Origin of the sequence: Postechiella marina, assembly GCF_039538365.1 — a bacterium.
GTDB classification, from domain to species: Bacteria; Bacteroidota; Bacteroidia; order Flavobacteriales; family Flavobacteriaceae; genus Postechiella; species Postechiella marina.
On record NZ_BAABCA010000003.1, the window covers coordinates 13,804 to 30,235 of the forward strand.

16 protein-coding genes are annotated in these 16,432 nt (G+C 30.9%); 5 read left to right on the forward strand and 11 right to left on the reverse strand.

Translation table 11 applies throughout. The features are described 5' to 3' along the window. The first annotated feature begins 35 nt into the window (after nt 1–35). The 3 genes from ABD715_RS06735 to ABD715_RS06745 all read left to right on the forward strand — a co-directional run bounded on the left by ABD715_RS06735 (nt 36) and on the right by ABD715_RS06745 (nt 4,473). Nucleotides 36–2,468: a ribonuclease HII gene (locus tag ABD715_RS06735; protein ID WP_344787367.1), complete on the forward strand. Its 2,433-nt coding sequence runs from the start codon at nt 36–38 to the stop codon at nt 2,466–2,468. Between the two features lie 171 nt (nt 2,469–2,639). Continuing rightward, entirely contained in the window at nt 2,640–3,317 is a 678-nt protein-coding gene (locus ABD715_RS06740) for a TapB family protein (RefSeq protein ID WP_344787368.1), read from the forward strand. Between the two features lie 106 nt (nt 3,318–3,423). Beyond that, on the forward strand, nt 3,424–4,473 hold the full coding sequence (locus ABD715_RS06745) for a nucleoid-associated protein (protein ID WP_344787369.1): 1,050 nt from the start codon (nt 3,424–3,426) through the stop codon (nt 4,471–4,473). A 60-nt stretch (nt 4,474–4,533) separates the two neighbouring features. Here the strand turns inward: ABD715_RS06745 and ABD715_RS06750 are convergent, their stop codons facing one another. The 3 genes from ABD715_RS06750 to ABD715_RS06760 form a co-directional block, all read right to left on the reverse strand. After that, entirely contained in the window at nt 4,534–5,616 is a 1,083-nt protein-coding gene (locus tag ABD715_RS06750) for a hypothetical protein (protein ID WP_344787370.1), read from the reverse strand. 85 nt (nt 5,617–5,701) lie between these two features. Beyond that, nucleotides 5,702–6,466, reverse strand: a complete 765-nt coding sequence (locus ABD715_RS06755) for a hypothetical protein (RefSeq protein WP_344787371.1) — start codon at nt 6,464–6,466, stop codon at nt 5,702–5,704. Beyond that, complete coding sequence (locus ABD715_RS06760) at nt 6,453–7,028, reverse strand: RNA polymerase sigma factor (protein ID WP_344787372.1); 576 nt, start codon at nt 7,026–7,028, stop codon at nt 6,453–6,455. Before ABD715_RS06760 ends, ABD715_RS06755 begins: the two co-directional genes overlap by 14 nt. Nucleotides 7,029–7,367: 339 nt before the next feature. Between ABD715_RS06760 and ABD715_RS06765 the strand changes: the two genes are divergently transcribed. Continuing rightward, nucleotides 7,368–7,718 (forward strand): PID-CTERM protein-sorting domain-containing protein, encoded by a 351-nt coding sequence (locus ABD715_RS06765; RefSeq protein WP_344787373.1) that lies wholly within the window; start codon nt 7,368–7,370, stop codon nt 7,716–7,718. 80 nt (nt 7,719–7,798) lie between these two features. Here ABD715_RS06765 and ABD715_RS06770 read toward each other — a convergent pair whose 3' ends face one another. The 7 genes from ABD715_RS06770 to rsgA form a co-directional block, all read right to left on the reverse strand. After that, nucleotides 7,799–8,776: a polyprenyl synthetase family protein gene (locus ABD715_RS06770; protein ID WP_344787374.1), complete on the reverse strand. Its 978-nt coding sequence runs from the start codon at nt 8,774–8,776 to the stop codon at nt 7,799–7,801. 47 nt (nt 8,777–8,823) lie between these two features. Continuing rightward, nucleotides 8,824–9,864, reverse strand: coding sequence for a dual-specificity RNA methyltransferase RlmN (rlmN, locus tag ABD715_RS06775; RefSeq protein WP_344787375.1), 1,041 nt, complete (start codon nt 9,862–9,864; stop codon nt 8,824–8,826). 261 nt (nt 9,865–10,125) lie between these two features. Further along, the gene (gene queA, locus ABD715_RS06780; RefSeq protein ID WP_344787376.1) at nt 10,126–11,175 is read right to left on the reverse strand and encodes a tRNA preQ1(34) S-adenosylmethionine ribosyltransferase-isomerase QueA; all 1,050 of its coding nucleotides are present in this window, start codon (nt 11,173–11,175) and stop codon (nt 10,126–10,128) included. Between the two features lie 113 nt (nt 11,176–11,288). Continuing rightward, complete coding sequence (locus ABD715_RS06785) at nt 11,289–12,512, reverse strand: 3-phosphoshikimate 1-carboxyvinyltransferase (protein ID WP_344787378.1); 1,224 nt, start codon at nt 12,510–12,512, stop codon at nt 11,289–11,291. A 34-nt stretch (nt 12,513–12,546) separates the two neighbouring features. Further along, the gene (locus tag ABD715_RS06790) at nt 12,547–12,873 is read right to left on the reverse strand and encodes a nucleotide pyrophosphohydrolase (RefSeq protein ID WP_344787379.1); all 327 of its coding nucleotides are present in this window, start codon (nt 12,871–12,873) and stop codon (nt 12,547–12,549) included. A gap of 174 nt (nt 12,874–13,047) precedes the next feature. Further along, complete coding sequence (gene dtd / locus ABD715_RS06795) at nt 13,048–13,500, reverse strand: D-aminoacyl-tRNA deacylase (RefSeq protein WP_344787380.1); 453 nt, start codon at nt 13,498–13,500, stop codon at nt 13,048–13,050. Between the two features lie 38 nt (nt 13,501–13,538). Beyond that, nucleotides 13,539–14,489 (reverse strand): ribosome small subunit-dependent GTPase A, encoded by a 951-nt coding sequence (gene rsgA, locus ABD715_RS06800; protein WP_344787381.1) that lies wholly within the window; start codon nt 14,487–14,489, stop codon nt 13,539–13,541. 288 nt (nt 14,490–14,777) lie between these two features. Between rsgA and ABD715_RS06805 the strand changes: the two genes are divergently transcribed. Further along, nucleotides 14,778–15,230 carry a hypothetical protein gene (locus ABD715_RS06805; RefSeq protein ID WP_344787382.1) on the forward strand — a complete coding sequence of 151 codons (453 nt, stop codon included), beginning with the start codon at nt 14,778–14,780 and terminating at the stop codon, nt 15,228–15,230. A 63-nt stretch (nt 15,231–15,293) separates the two neighbouring features. On the opposite strand, the gene ABD715_RS06810 is transcribed toward ABD715_RS06805, so the two are convergent. Beyond that, nucleotides 15,294–16,376: a chorismate mutase gene (locus tag ABD715_RS06810; protein ID WP_344787383.1), complete on the reverse strand. Its 1,083-nt coding sequence runs from the start codon at nt 16,374–16,376 to the stop codon at nt 15,294–15,296. Nucleotides 16,377–16,432: the final 56 nt, after the last annotated feature.

Consider the following 16,432-nt stretch of genomic DNA (forward strand, 5'->3'; position numbering starts at 1 on the left):
GAAAAATATGTAGGTTTGTAAAAATTAGCTCGACCATGAAACCCTTTTACATTTTCTTTTTATTTGTTTTTATTTTTAGCTGTAATAACTCTAAAAACAAACGAAAAGAGCTTGTACACTACATGCCTCAAAACAGTTTGTTTGTTATAAAGGCATCAAACCTAGAAAGTTTAAAAAGCGGTATTACTAACAACGATTTTTTACAAAAACTCTCTAAAACCATAACTTATAAATCTTTAGAAAAAAAACTAGAACCTTTAGCGCTTTTAAAAACTAAGGGAAACTTACTAATTGGTTTAGAGAAAGATAAAACCGATAGCTTAAATTTTACTCTTGTTACCAAATATCATAAAGGTTTATTTTTAACAGATTCTATAAAAAATTATACCGAAGAAACTTTTAAGGATAAAAATATAAACTATAAGAAATCTACCTTAAAAAACATCTCTTTTTACAGTACAATAATAGATAGTGTTTTTATAGCCTCAACCATAAAACGAAATATTACCGAAGCTTTTTATAATGTTGAGTTAAATAAAGATTTAGAAAAAATACATCATACTTTAGGTAAAGACAAAGCGTTTTCTATTATTATTAAATCGAACAATCCATTTATTACATCTTTATTTACTAATAAGGATTTACCTCTTAAATCTTTTACTAACTATATTGCTTTAGATTCAGATTTAAATCAAGATCAACTCTTTTTTAACGGAATTACAAAAGCATCAGATTCTACTAAAAGTTTAATTAATATTTTTAAAAACACTGTTCCTCAAGAAAATTTAACTCAAAATATAACACCTTCAAACAGCGACGGTTTTTTAAGTTTTACATTTAACAATTACTCGATTTTAAAGCAAAACTTAAATGCTTACTTACTAAAAGACTCCACATCTGTTAATACGCCTTTATTCGATAACATTAACGAAATTGGAGTGATATACGAAGATAACAACCATGCTATAGTACTTAACTCTATTGATGCCATTGCAACAAACGATGCCCTTTTAAGCGAACAAACTATTGTAGAAAATTACAGACAAATAGATGTTTTTAATTTTAGTAAACCAGAATTTTTCTCTTCACAATTAACACCTTTAATTACATACAATAAGGCTACAAAATATTGTCAAATAGATAACTTTTTTGTTTTTACAGATAATTTGGAAATGCTTCAAAACATTATTGCCAACTATCAAAATAAAACAACTTTAAGTAATCAAACGCATTTTAAACAAATAAAAGAGCAGCTTAGTGACGAAGCATCTTTAATTCAAGTTAGTAATTCTTCATCTTTAAAAAACATTATAAAAAACAATATTAAAGAACCCTTACCTAATACTTTTAATAATTACAAAAGTGCTGCTATTCAATTTATATACGACAGCAATTTTGCGCATGTAAATGCCATTGTAAATAAAGCTAAAAACAGAGTGTACGCCAACACCGTGTCCGAAGAGTTAAACATAAAATTAGAAAGCGACTTATTAAACACTCCTAAATTTGTTACTAACCATATTACCAAACAAAAAGAAATTGTTGTTCAAGATATTAATAACGATTTATATTTAATATCTAACAAAGGAAAAGTACTTTGGAAAAAACGCTTAAAAGGCCCTGTTTTAGGAGATATTAACCAAATAGACATGTATAAAAATGGTAGGCTCCAATTGGCATTTGCTACACCAAACAACGTATATGTACTAGATAGAAATGGCAAAGAGGTTGGTCCATTTCCTATTAAATTTAACGATGCTATTACACAACCACTTTCTGTATTCGATTATGATAAAAGAAAAAATTACAGATTGATGATTACGCAAAATAAACATGTTTTAATGTACGATGCAAAAGGTAAACCTGTAAAAGGGTTTACTTTTAAATCTGCTAAAGACCATATAATTACACAGCCTCAGCATTTTAGAATTGGCAGCAAAGATTACATTACAATTAAAACAAAAAACAAACTTTATATTTTAGATAGAACAGGAAAAACGCGGGTAACACCAAAAACAGCACATACTTTTTCTAAAGAATTATTGTACGTTTATAACAACAAATTTACAACATCTAGCATAAACGGAAATTTAATTACCATAGACACTAAAGGTAACACAGCAACGCAAAATCTACAACTTACAGAGCAGCATAGTATTGCCACAACTAGCAAAACGCTAGTAACTTATAGCGAAGACAAATTAAATATTCGCAGCAAAACTGTTAATTTAGATTTCGGTAACTATACTACCCCTAAAATATTCTATATAAACGATAAAATTTATGTAACCATAACAGATTTACAAGCTCGTAAAATACATCTTTACGATAGCCAAGCCAAAGCTTTACCAAACTTCCCTGTGTATGGTAACTCTGTTATTTCTCTAGATAATATTGACAAAGATTCTGCTCTGGAGTTTGTTGCCAAAGGAGAAAACAATGCTATTATTCTTTATCAAATAAATTAAAGCCCCACACACCTATAAATATTTAATAACTAAGTAGCTTTTGTAATTGCCTAACAAATTTTTATATTTAAGGCAGCTATTAATTAACTAGATACCCTAAAATAAATTAGAGTAAAGTTTATTGTTATTTGATATTTTACACGCTTAACAATAATAATAAAAACAAAAACTATGAGAGTAAAAACATTAGTAACCGCATGCTTCTTTTTTATTTGCAATTTGGTTTTAGCCCAAAATACATGTAACACATATTATCCATTTAAAAAAGGGGCTAAATTCGAAATTACCAATTATAATAAAAAAGGCAAAAAAGAAAACGTTTCTAAATACGAAGTAACAGATATAAATAACAATGTAGCCACGATTAAAACCACGGTTAACGATAACAAAAACAAAGAATTAATTACTTCTAGTTACGCATTAACCTGCAATGGTAATAGTATTTCTTTCGATTTTAAATCGATGATAAATCCAGAGATTTATAAGCAATATAAAGACGTAGATATGGAAATGACAGGCACCAACCTAGAATTACCAAACGATTTGCAAATTGGTCAAAAATTAAAAGATGCCAACCTAAATCTAGCGATGAATATGAGTGGTATTAAAATGAATATGACCATTGATATTACAAACAGATCTGTTAACGCTAAAGAATCTATAACCACACCTGCAGGAACATTTAATTGCTTTGCTTTAAGTTATACAAATGAAATGAAAATGGGAATGAAAATGACTTTTAAAATTAAAGAATGGATTGCCGAAGGTGTTGGTGTTGTTAAAAGCGAATCTTACAACAAAAACGGAAAACTTATGGGATACTCTGAGCTAACAAATTTTATAAAATAATTAATTAAAATATTACGATAACCAAATCTAAGTCCTCGAATCTTGAACGCCAAAGCATAGCTTTGGCGTTCTTTTTTATTAATATTGCATTCTTAATTGGTATAACATGATTACAAGAAAAAACGCATCCATTTCAAAATTCATAATTCATAAAGTTGGAAATAAATTTAACGACACAAAAAACGCATTTTCCGATGATGTTGTTGAGTTTGACGAGGCTAGTTACGAACTAATGCTTCCTTTTTTATTACGCCCATTTGGAAGCTTAGTACAGAGTTACAGGTTTAACCACCATGCAGATATAAGCTTAAACGAAATAAATAGTTATAGCGCTCAATTATTTAACGACGAAGAGTCTTTTGTAGAGGTTTCTAAAAATATAGTAACCCATTTGTACGAGCAATCTACATCTGCTCAAATAAAAACAGGCGATGTATTAGTTGTACTCTTTGATGGCATTGAGTTTAGAGACATGACCACCAATGCTATTGGCATTTTTAAAATTGAAAGTAAAGTTAATTTCTTTCAAACCTACTTAGAAAATAACAGCTACGATATTTTAGTGCAAAACGGTATTAGCTCTAAAAAAGTAGATAAAGGTTGTTTAATTTTAAACCAGTCGGATACCGAAGGCAAAATTATTTTAACAGTAGATAACAATAGCTATGATGCTCAATATTGGATTAATCAGTTTTTAAATATAAAATTCGCCGATGATGCCAATAACCATACACAACAATACATAGAGCTCTGCAAAGAGTTTTCTACCGAAGTGCTTAAAACCAGTTACAGCATACAAGATAAAAACACTTTTTTGGCCAGAACAGTAGATTTTTTTAAAGAAAATGAAATGGTTAACGTAGAGCGCTTTAAAGAAGAAGTATTAGACGACGAAAAAGCTATTAGACTTTTTGAAGATTATAAAAAAGAGTATGAAGGGGAACAAAATTTAGTAATAAGAAATCAATTTGATATTGCAGAATCTGTTGTTAAAAAAGAAAAGAAAAAAATTAAAACAGATATTAAATTAGACACCAATATTGAAATTAAACTCGATATTGATGCTCCCGATGCTTCGGCAGAGTACATGGAACGTGGCTTTGATAACGAAAAAAAAATGTACTACTACAAAGTGTTTTTTAACGCCGAGGACTAAAATATGACATACAAATAGTGTCCTTTTTTAAATAGTTAAAAAGGACACTATTACATATCGCTAATCCATATCAAATCTTAAACCAATAGATATATTATTTTGATTTACTACTTGATCTTTAAATATTGGAGACAAATCGTACTTAACGTAAAGCGCTGTATTATCAAAAGCAATATAGCCACTTAAACCATAGACTAAATCTGTTGTATTAAACCCGCGTTTTTGCTTGTCTTTAACTTTTTCTCCATTTAACTCATATTTTAATTTTTGACGCGATCCTATATTAAATCCACCATATCCACCAACTCCTACTTTAAACTTATTAGCTGTTGAATACCTAAAATAAGTATCTTTTTCAACCTTCTTAGATGGTCCAAATTCAAAATGAACAGGAAACACTAAGTTGGTTATCGATAATTTAGATTTTTTAAGATGCTCTGGAAACTCTTCCAGCACCGTTTGGTTGCCTTGCTTAACAAAATATAGATTCTCTTTAGGCTTTAATCCGTTTATTTGAAACGAATAACCATATTTAAACCGTAAAAAATTAGAGTTTTTAAACACTCGAGTTTTCCATGCCCAACCAATTTCGAAAAAACGTGAACCTCCTATTTTATATGGAGAATCGTCTAAACTCTCTCCCTCTACTATAGCATTATTTAAGCCAAAAGCCAGCACTAAATCACTAGTAGTACGCTTATCATATTTTTTAGGCTTATTCTTTCCTGATATTCTAATACCAGCAAAACTACCCTCGTCACCTCCAATAGAAACACCTACCTTATTTGTTTGTTCTTCGTAGTCGATATTATTATAACCTTCTTCATTACGCATTAGTAATGCAATCTTATTCTCTATAATAGAGGTACGATTCTCAATGTTTAAAGCTCTTTTTTTAGCTACATCCATTTTAATACTATCGGCAACTCGTTTAGTAAACTCGCCTGCTTGTAACTTTTCGTTAATAGCTTCTACCTCAACTTTTAAAAAATCTCTTTCTTCTTCTTTAATGGTTTCTTTAAGTTCTTTAAGAAACTCAACCTTTTCCTTATTATTTATTTTAGGAATACTATCCTGCGCCTGGATTAATTGCGTTATTAAAATGAGTGTTAAAAACACTAAAAACTTTGTAATTCTTTGCATAACTGTTCGTTTTTTTGATTTGATTTGATTTGTTGATGAAATTTATTTTGATGATTATATCTATAATTTATTTAAATATATTTTTTTAATCATTTCTTTGAGCCACTGCTGTTCTTACCTTATTATAGTTGTTTTTTAAAGCTTCAAAAACTCTATCTCTAAAAGATGCATCTAAATCCTGCTCTACACTTTCTAAAAGTAATCTAGCATTTACAACACCTGTGGTATCGCTATTAAGTCTATCTAACATTATTTCTCTTTGTGATTTTTCTAACAAATCTTCAATAAGGTCGTCTGTTATTACAGTTTCGGTTTCGTCTAGAACATTTATTTGCGCTGCAACCTCTTGTATTTTGGCTTCTTCAAAGGTTAAAGCTCTTGGTATAATTGCCACCTCTTCTTTAGTAGTTTCTTTTTTTAATTGAATTGCAACTTCTTCTTTAATTTCAGCAATAAAGCTTTCAGTTTCTAACTCTTTCTTAACGCTTTTGTCTGTCTTATTATTCTCTACCCCACGCCTTGTTGCTATTTTCTCTGTAACAGTAATTAATTCTTTTAAAAGAGGCTTCTCTACCTCAATCTTTTCTGTCTTTATTGTTTTTGTTTGAGGGTTAATAACCACATTACGCATAGACTCTTGCTTTGTATTATCGCTTACAAAGTGTTTAGCAACAAATAAAACACCAATAACACTTGCTGCGATGCCTAACCACCAAAAAGCTTTAGTATTTTTAGTATGAGACTCTGCTTCTAACCTAGCAGACAGGTTACTCCAAGAATCAGATTGAGGTTTAATTCGTCTTTCTTCAAGCTTTTCTTTTATATTTTCTTCAAACTTAATTGGTGCCATAGTTTGTATTATTTAATTTTTTAATATTCTCTTGAAGCATTTTTCGTGCTTTAAACAATTGAGATTTTGAGGTACCTTCTGATATTTTAAGAATCTCTGATATTTCATGATGCTTATAGCCCTCAATAGCATACATAATAAACACCATTTTATAGCCTTCTGGCAAAGCGTCTATAAGCTGCTGAATTTCTGCAACTTCTATATTAGTGGTAATAGTATTTACCTCTTCAGTGCCTACTCCAACCTCGTCGTCTGTAAACTCAATACTTTTTTTAGACCTTAAAAAAGAAATACTCTCTCTTACCATTATACGCCTAATCCAACCTTCAAAACTCCCCTCTTTTTTAAATGTATTTAAATTAGTAAACACTTTAAAAAAACCGTTTAACATAACATCCTCTGCATATTGCAAATCTTTAACATAATACCTACAAACACTAAGCATTTTAGGAGCATGTAAATCGTACAAGGCTTGTTGTGCCTCTCGATTATTTTTAATCGCTTTATTAATTAATAAAGATTCGTCTTTATGGAGTTGTATAACTTTCAAAAATGATTTCATTGTTAGCTTCTATATATAAAGACGTGAAAATTATAAAAAGGGTTGCCTGACATTGTAAAAAAAATATTGTTTTTTTTGAATTAAAAGCTAAACAACTTCTAAATCAATATATTGATGGCAAAATAAGTTTAAATAAAAAGAACAACAACAAATCTTAACCAAGTCGACAAACCTCGATAAAACCCGACAAAAAACAATTAAGGCTTACTAAATTTAACAAGAAATACTCAAAACTGTTTTTCATAGAATTTCTACCTTGATTCGTCGAAAAAAAACAGCATTAACCATAATCATACCTACATTTGTAGTAGCTATTATTAATTTCAAACAAATAACACAATGGATTTCAAAAAATTACTTTACAAAACAGTTAGTGCTTTCGCATTAATTTTTGCGTTGACATTTTCTAATAATGCCAGTGCTACAACTGCTAGCAGTTCAAAATCTTTAAGCGTAACAACAGTAATGCCTTTAACATGGGGTTATAGCTGGAGTTGGTTATGGAGTGGTTATACAAACAACCACAAAAACAAGTACAAGAACAAGTACAAAAAGAAATGGAAAAAGCATAAAAAAAACACACCTAAAACTCCTCCTGCATCTGTACCATTAGATGGAGGTCTTGGAATTCTAGTTGTAGGTGCTGCTGCTTTTGGAGTTAGAAAACTACGTGGAAATAAAAATGCTTAATAGTAATTAAACATTTAATAAATAAAAAAAGGCTTTTCTTAAAAGAAAAGCCTTTTTTTATTTACACCACTTACATGGTATTATTTCTTTCTATCTATTACATAATTTACCATAAGTTTTAGCGAATTTTTATAGACTGATTCTGGGTAGTCGTTAAGAATTTGTATTGCTTCTTCTTGAAACTCTTTCATTTTAGCAATAGCATAGTCTAAGCCTCCATTTACTTTTACAAAAGCAATAACCTCTTTTACACGTTTAGTGTTTTTATTATGGTTTTTAATAGAATTAATTAGCCACTTTTTGTCTTGTTTAGACACATTGTTTAGAACATAAATTAAAGGTAATGTCATTTTTTGTTCCTTAATATCTATACCTGTAGGTTTTCCTATTTGGGTATCTCCATAATCGAATAAATCGTCTTTTATTTGAAACGCCATACCTATTAGTTCGCCAAATTTACGCATTAACTCTACATGATTAGATTCTGGCTTTACAGAAGCTGCACCTAAACTACAGCATGCAGCTATTAAAGTTGCTGTTTTTTGACGAATAATTTCGTAATAAATAGCTTCTGTAATATCTAATTTACGTGCTTTTTCTATTTGAAGCAATTCGCCTTCGCTCATTTCTCGAACCGCTATAGATATAATTTTAAGTAAATCGAAATCGCCATTATCTATAGATAATAACAATCCTTTTGACAATAAAAAATCGCCTATTAAAACAGCTATTTTATTTTTCCAAAGTGCATTTACCGAGAAAAAGCCCCGACGTTGGTTACTATCGTCTACAACATCGTCGTGTACTAAAGTAGCGGTATGTATTAATTCTATAACCGAAGCACCTCGATAAGTACGTTCGCTAACTTCGCCATTAGACACCATTTTAGCAACCAAGAAAACAAACATTGGTCGCATTTGTTTCCCTTTACGGTTAACTATATAATGCGTAATTCTATTTAGTAAAGCAACTTTGCTAGACATAGAAAGCTGGAACTTTTGTTCGAAAAGATCCATTTCGTATGCTATAGGTTGCTTTATTTGTTCTACTATTTTCAAACGTATAATTTAGAGAGGTTCAAATATAAGTTTTAGAAAACTAATTATTAAGATTTATTTGCTAATTGCCCACATGCTGCATCAATATCTTTACCACGACTACGACGCACAGTTACTGTTATATTATTGGCTTCTAGTACTTTTTGATACATATCGATGGCTTCAGATTTTGCTTGCTGAAACTCGCCATCGTCAATTGGGTTATACTCTATTATGTTTACTTTACTTGGTGCAAATTTACAAAACTGCACTAGGGCATCTACATCTTTACGCTTGTCGTTTATCCCGTTCCAAACAACATACTCGTATGTAATTCTATTTCTAGTTTTTTCGTACCAATATACTAACGCTTCTCGTAAATCGGCCAAAGGAAATGTAGCGTTAAATGGCATTATGGTTGTTCTAACCTCATCTATTGCAGAGTGTAGAGATACAGCTAGCTTAAACTTCACGTTGTCGTCTGCCATTTTTTTTATCATTTTTGGCACACCAGAAGTAGATACAACAATGCGCTTTGGAGACATGCCCAAACCTTCGTTTGATGTTATTTTGTCTATAGCTTTTATAACATTATTATAATTCATTAGTGGCTCGCCCATACCCATAAATACAATATTGCTTAATGGTCGGTTGTGGTAAAGTCTACTTTCGTTATCTATAGCTACTACTTGGTCGTAAATTTCGTCTGGATTTAAATTACGCATACGTTTTAAGCGTGCTGTTGCGCAAAATTTACAGTCTAAACTACAGCCTACTTGACTAGATACACAGGCTGTTGTTCTTGTTTTTGTTGGAATTAAAACAGACTCTACTATTAAATTGTCGTGAAGTCTTACTGCATTTTTTATTGTACCATCGTTGCTGCGTTGCATGGTATCTACTTTTATGTTGTTTATAACATAATTATCTTCTAGCATTTGCCTTGTATCTTTCGATAAGTTTGTCATATCGTCGAAACTATATGCTGCTTTTTGCCATAACCACTCGTAAACTTGATTACCTCTAAAGGCTTTATCTCCATTTTTTACAAAAAATTCTCGTAGTTGCTCTTTTGTTAATGCACGTATGTCTTTTTTCTTAATTTCCATTGGTTTGCAAAAATAGTGAAAGGTTTTTCGATTTACACTTTTTTGATTTAAGATTTTATGATGCTTACTTAAATTTGATTCTAAACTGTTTTTGGCAAACATACTTGCATTAGGGATTGAGGCTTTGTTGAAGCTCTTTTTGTGTTGTTGCACTTATGCAACACAAAAAAGCGACTGCCGAAAGCCCGACCCTTGGGGAATGCCAAAATAAAAAAGCCTCTATATAAATAGAGGCTCTTTTAATATATAATTTTACTTTTATTAGATGATTAACATCGCGTCTCCGTAACTATAGAATTTGTATCCTTCTTTTACTGCTTCTTCGTATGCTTTAAATACAAAATCGTGACCTGCAAAGGCTGATGCCATCATTAAAAGTGTCGATTTTGGCGTATGGAAGTTAGTAATCATACAGTTTGCTATGCTAAACTCGTATGGAGGGAAAATAAATTTATTAGTCCAACCATCGGCTTCGTTTAACATACCGCTAGACGATACTGCACTTTCTATTGCGCGCATTGCTGTTGTACCTACTGCGCAAATACGTTTTTTGTTCTTTTTACCTGTGTTTATAATATCTACTGCTTTGGCATCAATTTTTAGCTCTTCGCTATCCATTTTATGCTTAGATAAGTCTTCTACTTCTACAGCATTAAATGTACCTAAACCAACGTGTAATGTTACCTCTGCAAAATTAACGCCTTTAATTTCTAAACGTTTTAATAGGTGTCTAGAAAAATGCATTCCTGCTGTTGGTGCTGCTACTGCACCTTCGTTTTTAGCGAAAATAGTTTGGTAACGGTCTTCGTCTTCTGGTTCTACATCTCTTTTAATGTATTTAGGCAATGGTGTTTCGCCTAAATCTGTTAATTTTTGTCTAAATTCTTGGTAAGATCCATCATAAAGAAAACGTAATGTACGCCCTCTTGATGTTGTATTGTCTATTACTTCTGCTACTAAAGTTTCGTCTTCGCCAAAGTATAGTTTGTTTCCAATTCTTATTTTACGTGCAGGATCTACTAAAACATCCCAAAGGCGTTGCTCTTCGTTTAACTCTCTTAATAAAAACACCTCGATTCTTGCTCCAGTCTTTTCTTTATTACCGTATAATCTTGCAGGAAATACCTTGGTGTTATTAAGAATCATTACATCATCTTCATCAAAATAATCAATAAGATCTTTAAATTGCTTATGCTCTATGGTTTGATTTTTTCGATCTAAAACCATTAAACGAGACTCATCTCTGTTTTCTGATGGGTATTCTGCTAAAAGTTCTTCTGGTAATTCGAATCCAAAATGTGATAATTTCATTCAGTATAGTTTAAATATTAAATAGGATTAGAGTTTAAGAGTTTCCTCATAAAATCTTCAAGAATGCAAATATACAATCTCAAGATAGGCCTTGTCAAGTATTTGAGTGATTATTATTTAGTTATTTCAAATCCTATAGACTTTAAATCGTCCCAAAAAGTAGGATAAGATTTAGAAACTACGCCTGCTGCCTCTATTATAATATTTGTTTTTAATGCTAATGGAGCAAATGCCATAGCCATTCTATGGTCGTTATAGGTTGCTATTGAAACCATATTTTTTATAGCTGTTGATGCCGATAAGTGTAACGATTTCTCTGTAATGTTTACAGATCCTCCTAGTTTTTCTATCTCGGTTTTTAAAGCTACTAGCCTGTCTGTTTCCTTTATTTTTAAGGTGTGAAGCCCTATTAAATCGCATGGCATACCTAATGCAAAACATGTTACTGTTATGGTTTGCGCTATATCTGGTGCATTTTTTAAATCTAACGATAAGGTGTTTTTGTGTGCCTCTACTTTTTTTAAGGTTATTGTATTATCTTTAAATGTAGAAACCACTCCAAACTGTTTGTAAATATCTACCAACACAGAGTCGCCTTGCAAAGAATTTTCTTTATAAGATGATAATGTTATTTGTGTTCCTATGTCGCTAATGGCAGCTATACTAAAGTAATATGATGCCGAAGACCAATCTGACTCTACTGTTAAGTTTGTAGACTTAAGGGCGTCTACTTTTGGTTTTACAGTGATTACATTTTCTGTAAAAGATGATTCTACACCTATTTGATCTAACAAACTTAAGGTCATATTTATGTATGGCACAGATGTTATTTCGCCTTCTAGTGTTAATTCTAAACCGTTTTCTAGTTTTGAAGCTATTAAAAGTAATGCCGATATATATTGGCTACTTACATTGGCTTTTAAAGAAACCTTCTTTTTATTTAATTTTTTACCTACAATTTTTAATGGAGGAAATCCATCGTTTTCTACATACGATATGTCTGCGCCTAAGTCTTGAAGTGCTTCTACCAATATTTGCATTGGACGCTCTTTCATACGTTTAGAGCCTGTTATAACAACTTCTTTACCTTCTTGCACTGCTAAAAAAGCAGTTAAGAATCGCATGGCTGTTCCTGCGTGGTGAATATCTATTACATCTGACGATGAGGCTAATGCTTTTGTCATTAGTTGACTATCGTCTGAGTTAGAAATATTATTTAAAACTATACTTGGATATAATGCCTGAAGCAATAATAAACGATTAGATTCACTTTTAGAACCCGTTATTTGAATTGAAGATTGCTTAGCTACTTTTGATTTTTGAAGTGTAATACTCATACTTATGCACATGTCTTTTAAAAGAGTTGCAAATTTACTTTAATTTTTCATTATTATGATGCCTATCGTGGTCTCGTTTTCCTTTCTTGTACATTCTTTTATCAAAAGCATCTTGTAAATTTACTCCTGTTTGGTTGGCAAGACACAAAACTACGAACATAACATCGGCTAATTCTTCGCCTAGATCTTTATTTTTATCGCTTTCTTTTTCGCTTTGCTCGCCATAACGACGTGCTATAATACGAGCTACTTCGCCAACCTCTTCGGTTAGTTGTGCCATATTTGTAAGTTCGTTAAAATAACGAACACCATGTTCTTTAATCCAATCGTCTACTTCTTTTTGTGCGTTTTGTATATTCATTTATCGTTTTTACAACAAAGATACTAAGTATTTATTTTTTTATTTAAAATAGCTATGCCAACGTAAGTGGATTAAAAAAAAATAGTTAAAACTGGTAACCAAAAGTAAATTGTAAATGGGTATAAGCTTTTACTAAAAATAGCCCTATTATACCTTATTTAAAAACAGAAGCCATTAATCTTTATTTTTTGAATCGATTATTATAGTCACTGGTCCATCGTTAATTAACGCCACCTTCATGTCTGCGCCAAATTGCCCAGTTTGCACTTTTTTATTTAAAGATTTTTCTAGCTGATTAATAAAGGTTTTGTAAAGTGGCATAGCAATTTCTGGCTTGGCTGCTTTAATATAGCTCGGCCTATGCCCTTTTTTTGTAGATGCTTGTAAAGTAAATTGACTTACAACAATAGCATCGCCATTTACATCTTTTAAAGAATTATTCATAACTCCGTTTTCATCTGAAAAAATACGAAGGTTAGAAATTTTATTACACAACCAGTTTATATCGTCTTGAGTATCTTCATTTACAATACCTAAAAGAATTAAAAGTCCGCCATTAATATTGGCCACTTTTTCGCCTTTTATGGTTACACTTGCCTGAGATACTCTCTGAATTACTATTTTCATACTCTTAAAATACTATTGTGTTTTAATACAAAAACCTATTATAAGTTTTCCCAAGTATCTGTTCTATAATGCTCGTCTTCGCCTTCAAGAATTTGCAAATAGCTTCGGTATCTAGAAAACTCTATTTCGCCAGCATCTAATGCTTTTTTTACAGCGCATTTAGGCTCTTTAACATGTAAGCAATTGTTAAACTTACAATCTTGTTTTAATTTAAAAAACTCTGGAAAATAATCGCCTACTTCTTCTTTATCCATATCTACAACTCCAAAACCTTTTATACCTGGAGTGTCTATAATTTTAGCATCAAAACTTAAATCGAACATTTCTGCAAAAGTTGTAGTATGTTGCCCCTGCATATGTTGGGTAGAAATTTCTTTTGTTTTTATATTAAGTGTAGGCTCTATGTAATTTAAAAGTGTCGATTTACCTACTCCTGAATGACCTGAGAACATACTTACTTTTCCGCTCATTAAAGATTTTACCTTATCTACATTCTTTCCAGATTTAGCAGATACACCAATACATTCATATCCAATTTTTCTATAAATATGAGCTAAATATTTTACCTCGTTTAAGGTCTCTTCGTCGTAAACATCTATTTTGTTGAATAATAAAATAGTTTTTATAGAATAGGCATTGGCAGTAACTAAGAAGCGATCTATAAAACTAGTTAATGTTGGTGGGTTATTAATAGTAATCATTAAAAAGACCTGGTCTATATTTGCAGATATAATATGGGTTTGCTTAGATAGGTTAACAGATTTACGAACAATATAATTTGTTCTATCATGAATATTATGAATAATCCCAGATTCTTGATTATTGTTGGTCTCCAGCTCGAAATCTACAACATCTCCTACAGCAATTGGGTTGGTACTTTTAATACCTTTAATACGAAATTTACCTTTGATTCGACATTCGTAAACGTCTCCAAAATCTGTTTTTACGGTATACCAACTTCCTGTTGATTTATATACTAATCCTGTCATCCATTTAATTATACTACAAAATAACAATTTTTAAATTGAAATTATCTACCAATAATGGCTTTTTTACTAGTCAAGTATTTTCCATTTGCAATAATATTTATTCTAGAAGAGTATATTTAAATCTACATTACATGCTTTATTTATAAAACTAGTAATGAGCAAAGTGCGTTTTTAAATAAGCAAACAATGCTACTGCATTATTGTTAAGTAATTATTATTTGTAAAAAAAAAGCATTTGAAAAAACAGGAATTAACCTATATTTATTGCCTTAACATAAAATAAACAACATGAAAAAATTATTATTTGTATTAAGTATCTCTTTATTTTCTTTTATTGAAACAAGTGCTCAAGTAGAGTATAAAGTAGTAACTAGTGTAGAATCTATTGTACCAAATGGATTAGGCAGATCAAGAATTATTAGTGCTAACGATACTAAAGACTATAAAGCATACACAACGACACAAACAGAAGAAGACAACTCTAGAAACAAATCTAAACGTGGCGATATTAGAGTTAAAGGTTTTGATGAAACAAAATTATTAAACTTTTACAATATTGGCGGAATTCGTTTTCAAAATATAGCTGCTAACGATGCTATAATAGAGTCTAAAATAAACACTATGATTGAAGAAGGCTGGGAACTTGCTTTTGTAAATAGTGCTGTAGAAAGTGAAGGTGGTAAAGGTGATGGACAAGGTATTTTTATTACTAGATATTTATTTAAAAGAAATAAACAATAGTTTTACTACTAAAAAAAAGCCTCGCAATGCGAGGCTTTTTTTATATTAAACAATTAACAAATACTACCCGTTAATTACTTTTTCTTGATGATTAATAGATTCTTGATGAACTGCTTTAAACATCTTTAAAATAAACTCTTCGCTTAAACCATGTTGCTCACCTTCTAACACCATTTTACCTAAAATTTCGTTCCAACGTTTAGATTGTAAAACAGCAACATTTTTTTGTTTTTTAAGGGCTCCAATACCATCAGAAGTTTTCATTCTTTGTCCTAATAATTCAATAATTTGATTATCAACAACATCTATTTTAGCTCTTAAATTATTTAGAGCACTATTGTACTCTTCTTCTTCGTTAGACTCTTTTCTAATTTTCAAGTCTCTCATTATTTGCACTAAAGTAGACGGTGTTACTTGTTGCGCAGCATCACTCCAAGCATTATCTGGATCGTAATGTGTTTCTATCATTAAACCATCAAAGTTTAAATCTAACGCAGTTTGCGATACATCAAAAATCATTTCTCTATTACCTGTAATATGAGAAGGATCGTTAATTAAAGGAATGTCTGGGTATTTATTTTGAAACTCGATAGCCATTTGCCATTCTGGAGTATTTCTATATTTTGTTTTTTCGTATGTAGAAAACCCTCTGTGAATTGCTCCAATATTTTTTACACCAGAACTATAAATTCTTTCTATACCTCCTAACCATAAAGATAAATCTGGGTTTACTGGGTTTTTAATTAATACAGGCTTATCTGTACCTTGTAAAGCATCTGCAATTTCTTGCATAATAAAAGGAGATACAGTAGAACGTGCACCAATCCATAATAAATCGATATCGTGCTCTAAAGCTAGTTTTACGTGCGCTGCATTAGCAACCTCTGTACAAACTTTCATGCCTGTTTCTGCCTTAACTTTTTGCAACCATTTTAAACCTAATGCTCCAACACCTTCAAAATTACCTGGACGTGTTCTTGGTTTCCAAATTCCTGCTCTAAAATAGCTAACATCAGTATCTTTTAACTCATGTGCAATTTTTAAAACTTGCTCTTCTGTTTCTGCACTACATGGTCCTGCAATTACTAGCGGATGATCTAAGTTTAAATCATCTAACCAGGTTCTCATTTCTTTTGTGTTTTCCATAATGTTTAATAAAAATTTCAAAAATCAAATCCCAAACTATTTATTTGTCTTTAAAT

Bases quoted from the DNA above. Each gene is read 5' to 3' on its own strand.
- dtd (WP_344787380.1), bottom strand. From the start codon at position 13,500: ATGAAAATAGTAATTCAGAGAGTATCTCAGGCAAGTGTAACCATAAAA.
- ABD715_RS06765 (WP_344787373.1), top strand. From the start codon at position 7,368: ATGGATTTCAAAAAATTACTTTACAAAACAGTTAGTGCTTTCGCATTA.
- ABD715_RS06810 (WP_344787383.1), bottom strand. From the start codon at position 16,376: ATGGAAAACACAAAAGAAATGAGAACCTGGTTAGATGATTTAAACTTA.
- rlmN (WP_344787375.1), bottom strand. From the start codon at position 9,864: ATGGAAATTAAGAAAAAAGACATACGTGCATTAACAAAAGAGCAACTA.
- ABD715_RS06805 (WP_344787382.1), top strand. From the start codon at position 14,778: ATGAAAAAATTATTATTTGTATTAAGTATCTCTTTATTTTCTTTTATT.
- ABD715_RS06750 (WP_344787370.1), bottom strand. From the start codon at position 5,616: ATGCAAAGAATTACAAAGTTTTTAGTGTTTTTAACACTCATTTTAATA.
- rsgA (WP_344787381.1), bottom strand. From the start codon at position 14,489: ATGACAGGATTAGTATATAAATCAACAGGAAGTTGGTATACCGTAAAA.
- ABD715_RS06755 (WP_344787371.1), bottom strand. From the start codon at position 6,466: ATGGCACCAATTAAGTTTGAAGAAAATATAAAAGAAAAGCTTGAAGAA.
- ABD715_RS06740 (WP_344787368.1), top strand. From the start codon at position 2,640: ATGAGAGTAAAAACATTAGTAACCGCATGCTTCTTTTTTATTTGCAAT.
- ABD715_RS06735 (WP_344787367.1), top strand. From the start codon at position 36: ATGAAACCCTTTTACATTTTCTTTTTATTTGTTTTTATTTTTAGCTGT.
- ABD715_RS06790 (WP_344787379.1), bottom strand. From the start codon at position 12,873: ATGAATATACAAAACGCACAAAAAGAAGTAGACGATTGGATTAAAGAA.
- ABD715_RS06760 (WP_344787372.1), bottom strand. From the start codon at position 7,028: ATGAAATCATTTTTGAAAGTTATACAACTCCATAAAGACGAATCTTTA.
- queA (WP_344787376.1), bottom strand. From the start codon at position 11,175: ATGAAATTATCACATTTTGGATTCGAATTACCAGAAGAACTTTTAGCA.
- ABD715_RS06745 (WP_344787369.1), top strand. From the start codon at position 3,424: ATGATTACAAGAAAAAACGCATCCATTTCAAAATTCATAATTCATAAA.
- ABD715_RS06785 (WP_344787378.1), bottom strand. From the start codon at position 12,512: ATGAGTATTACACTTCAAAAATCAAAAGTAGCTAAGCAATCTTCAATT.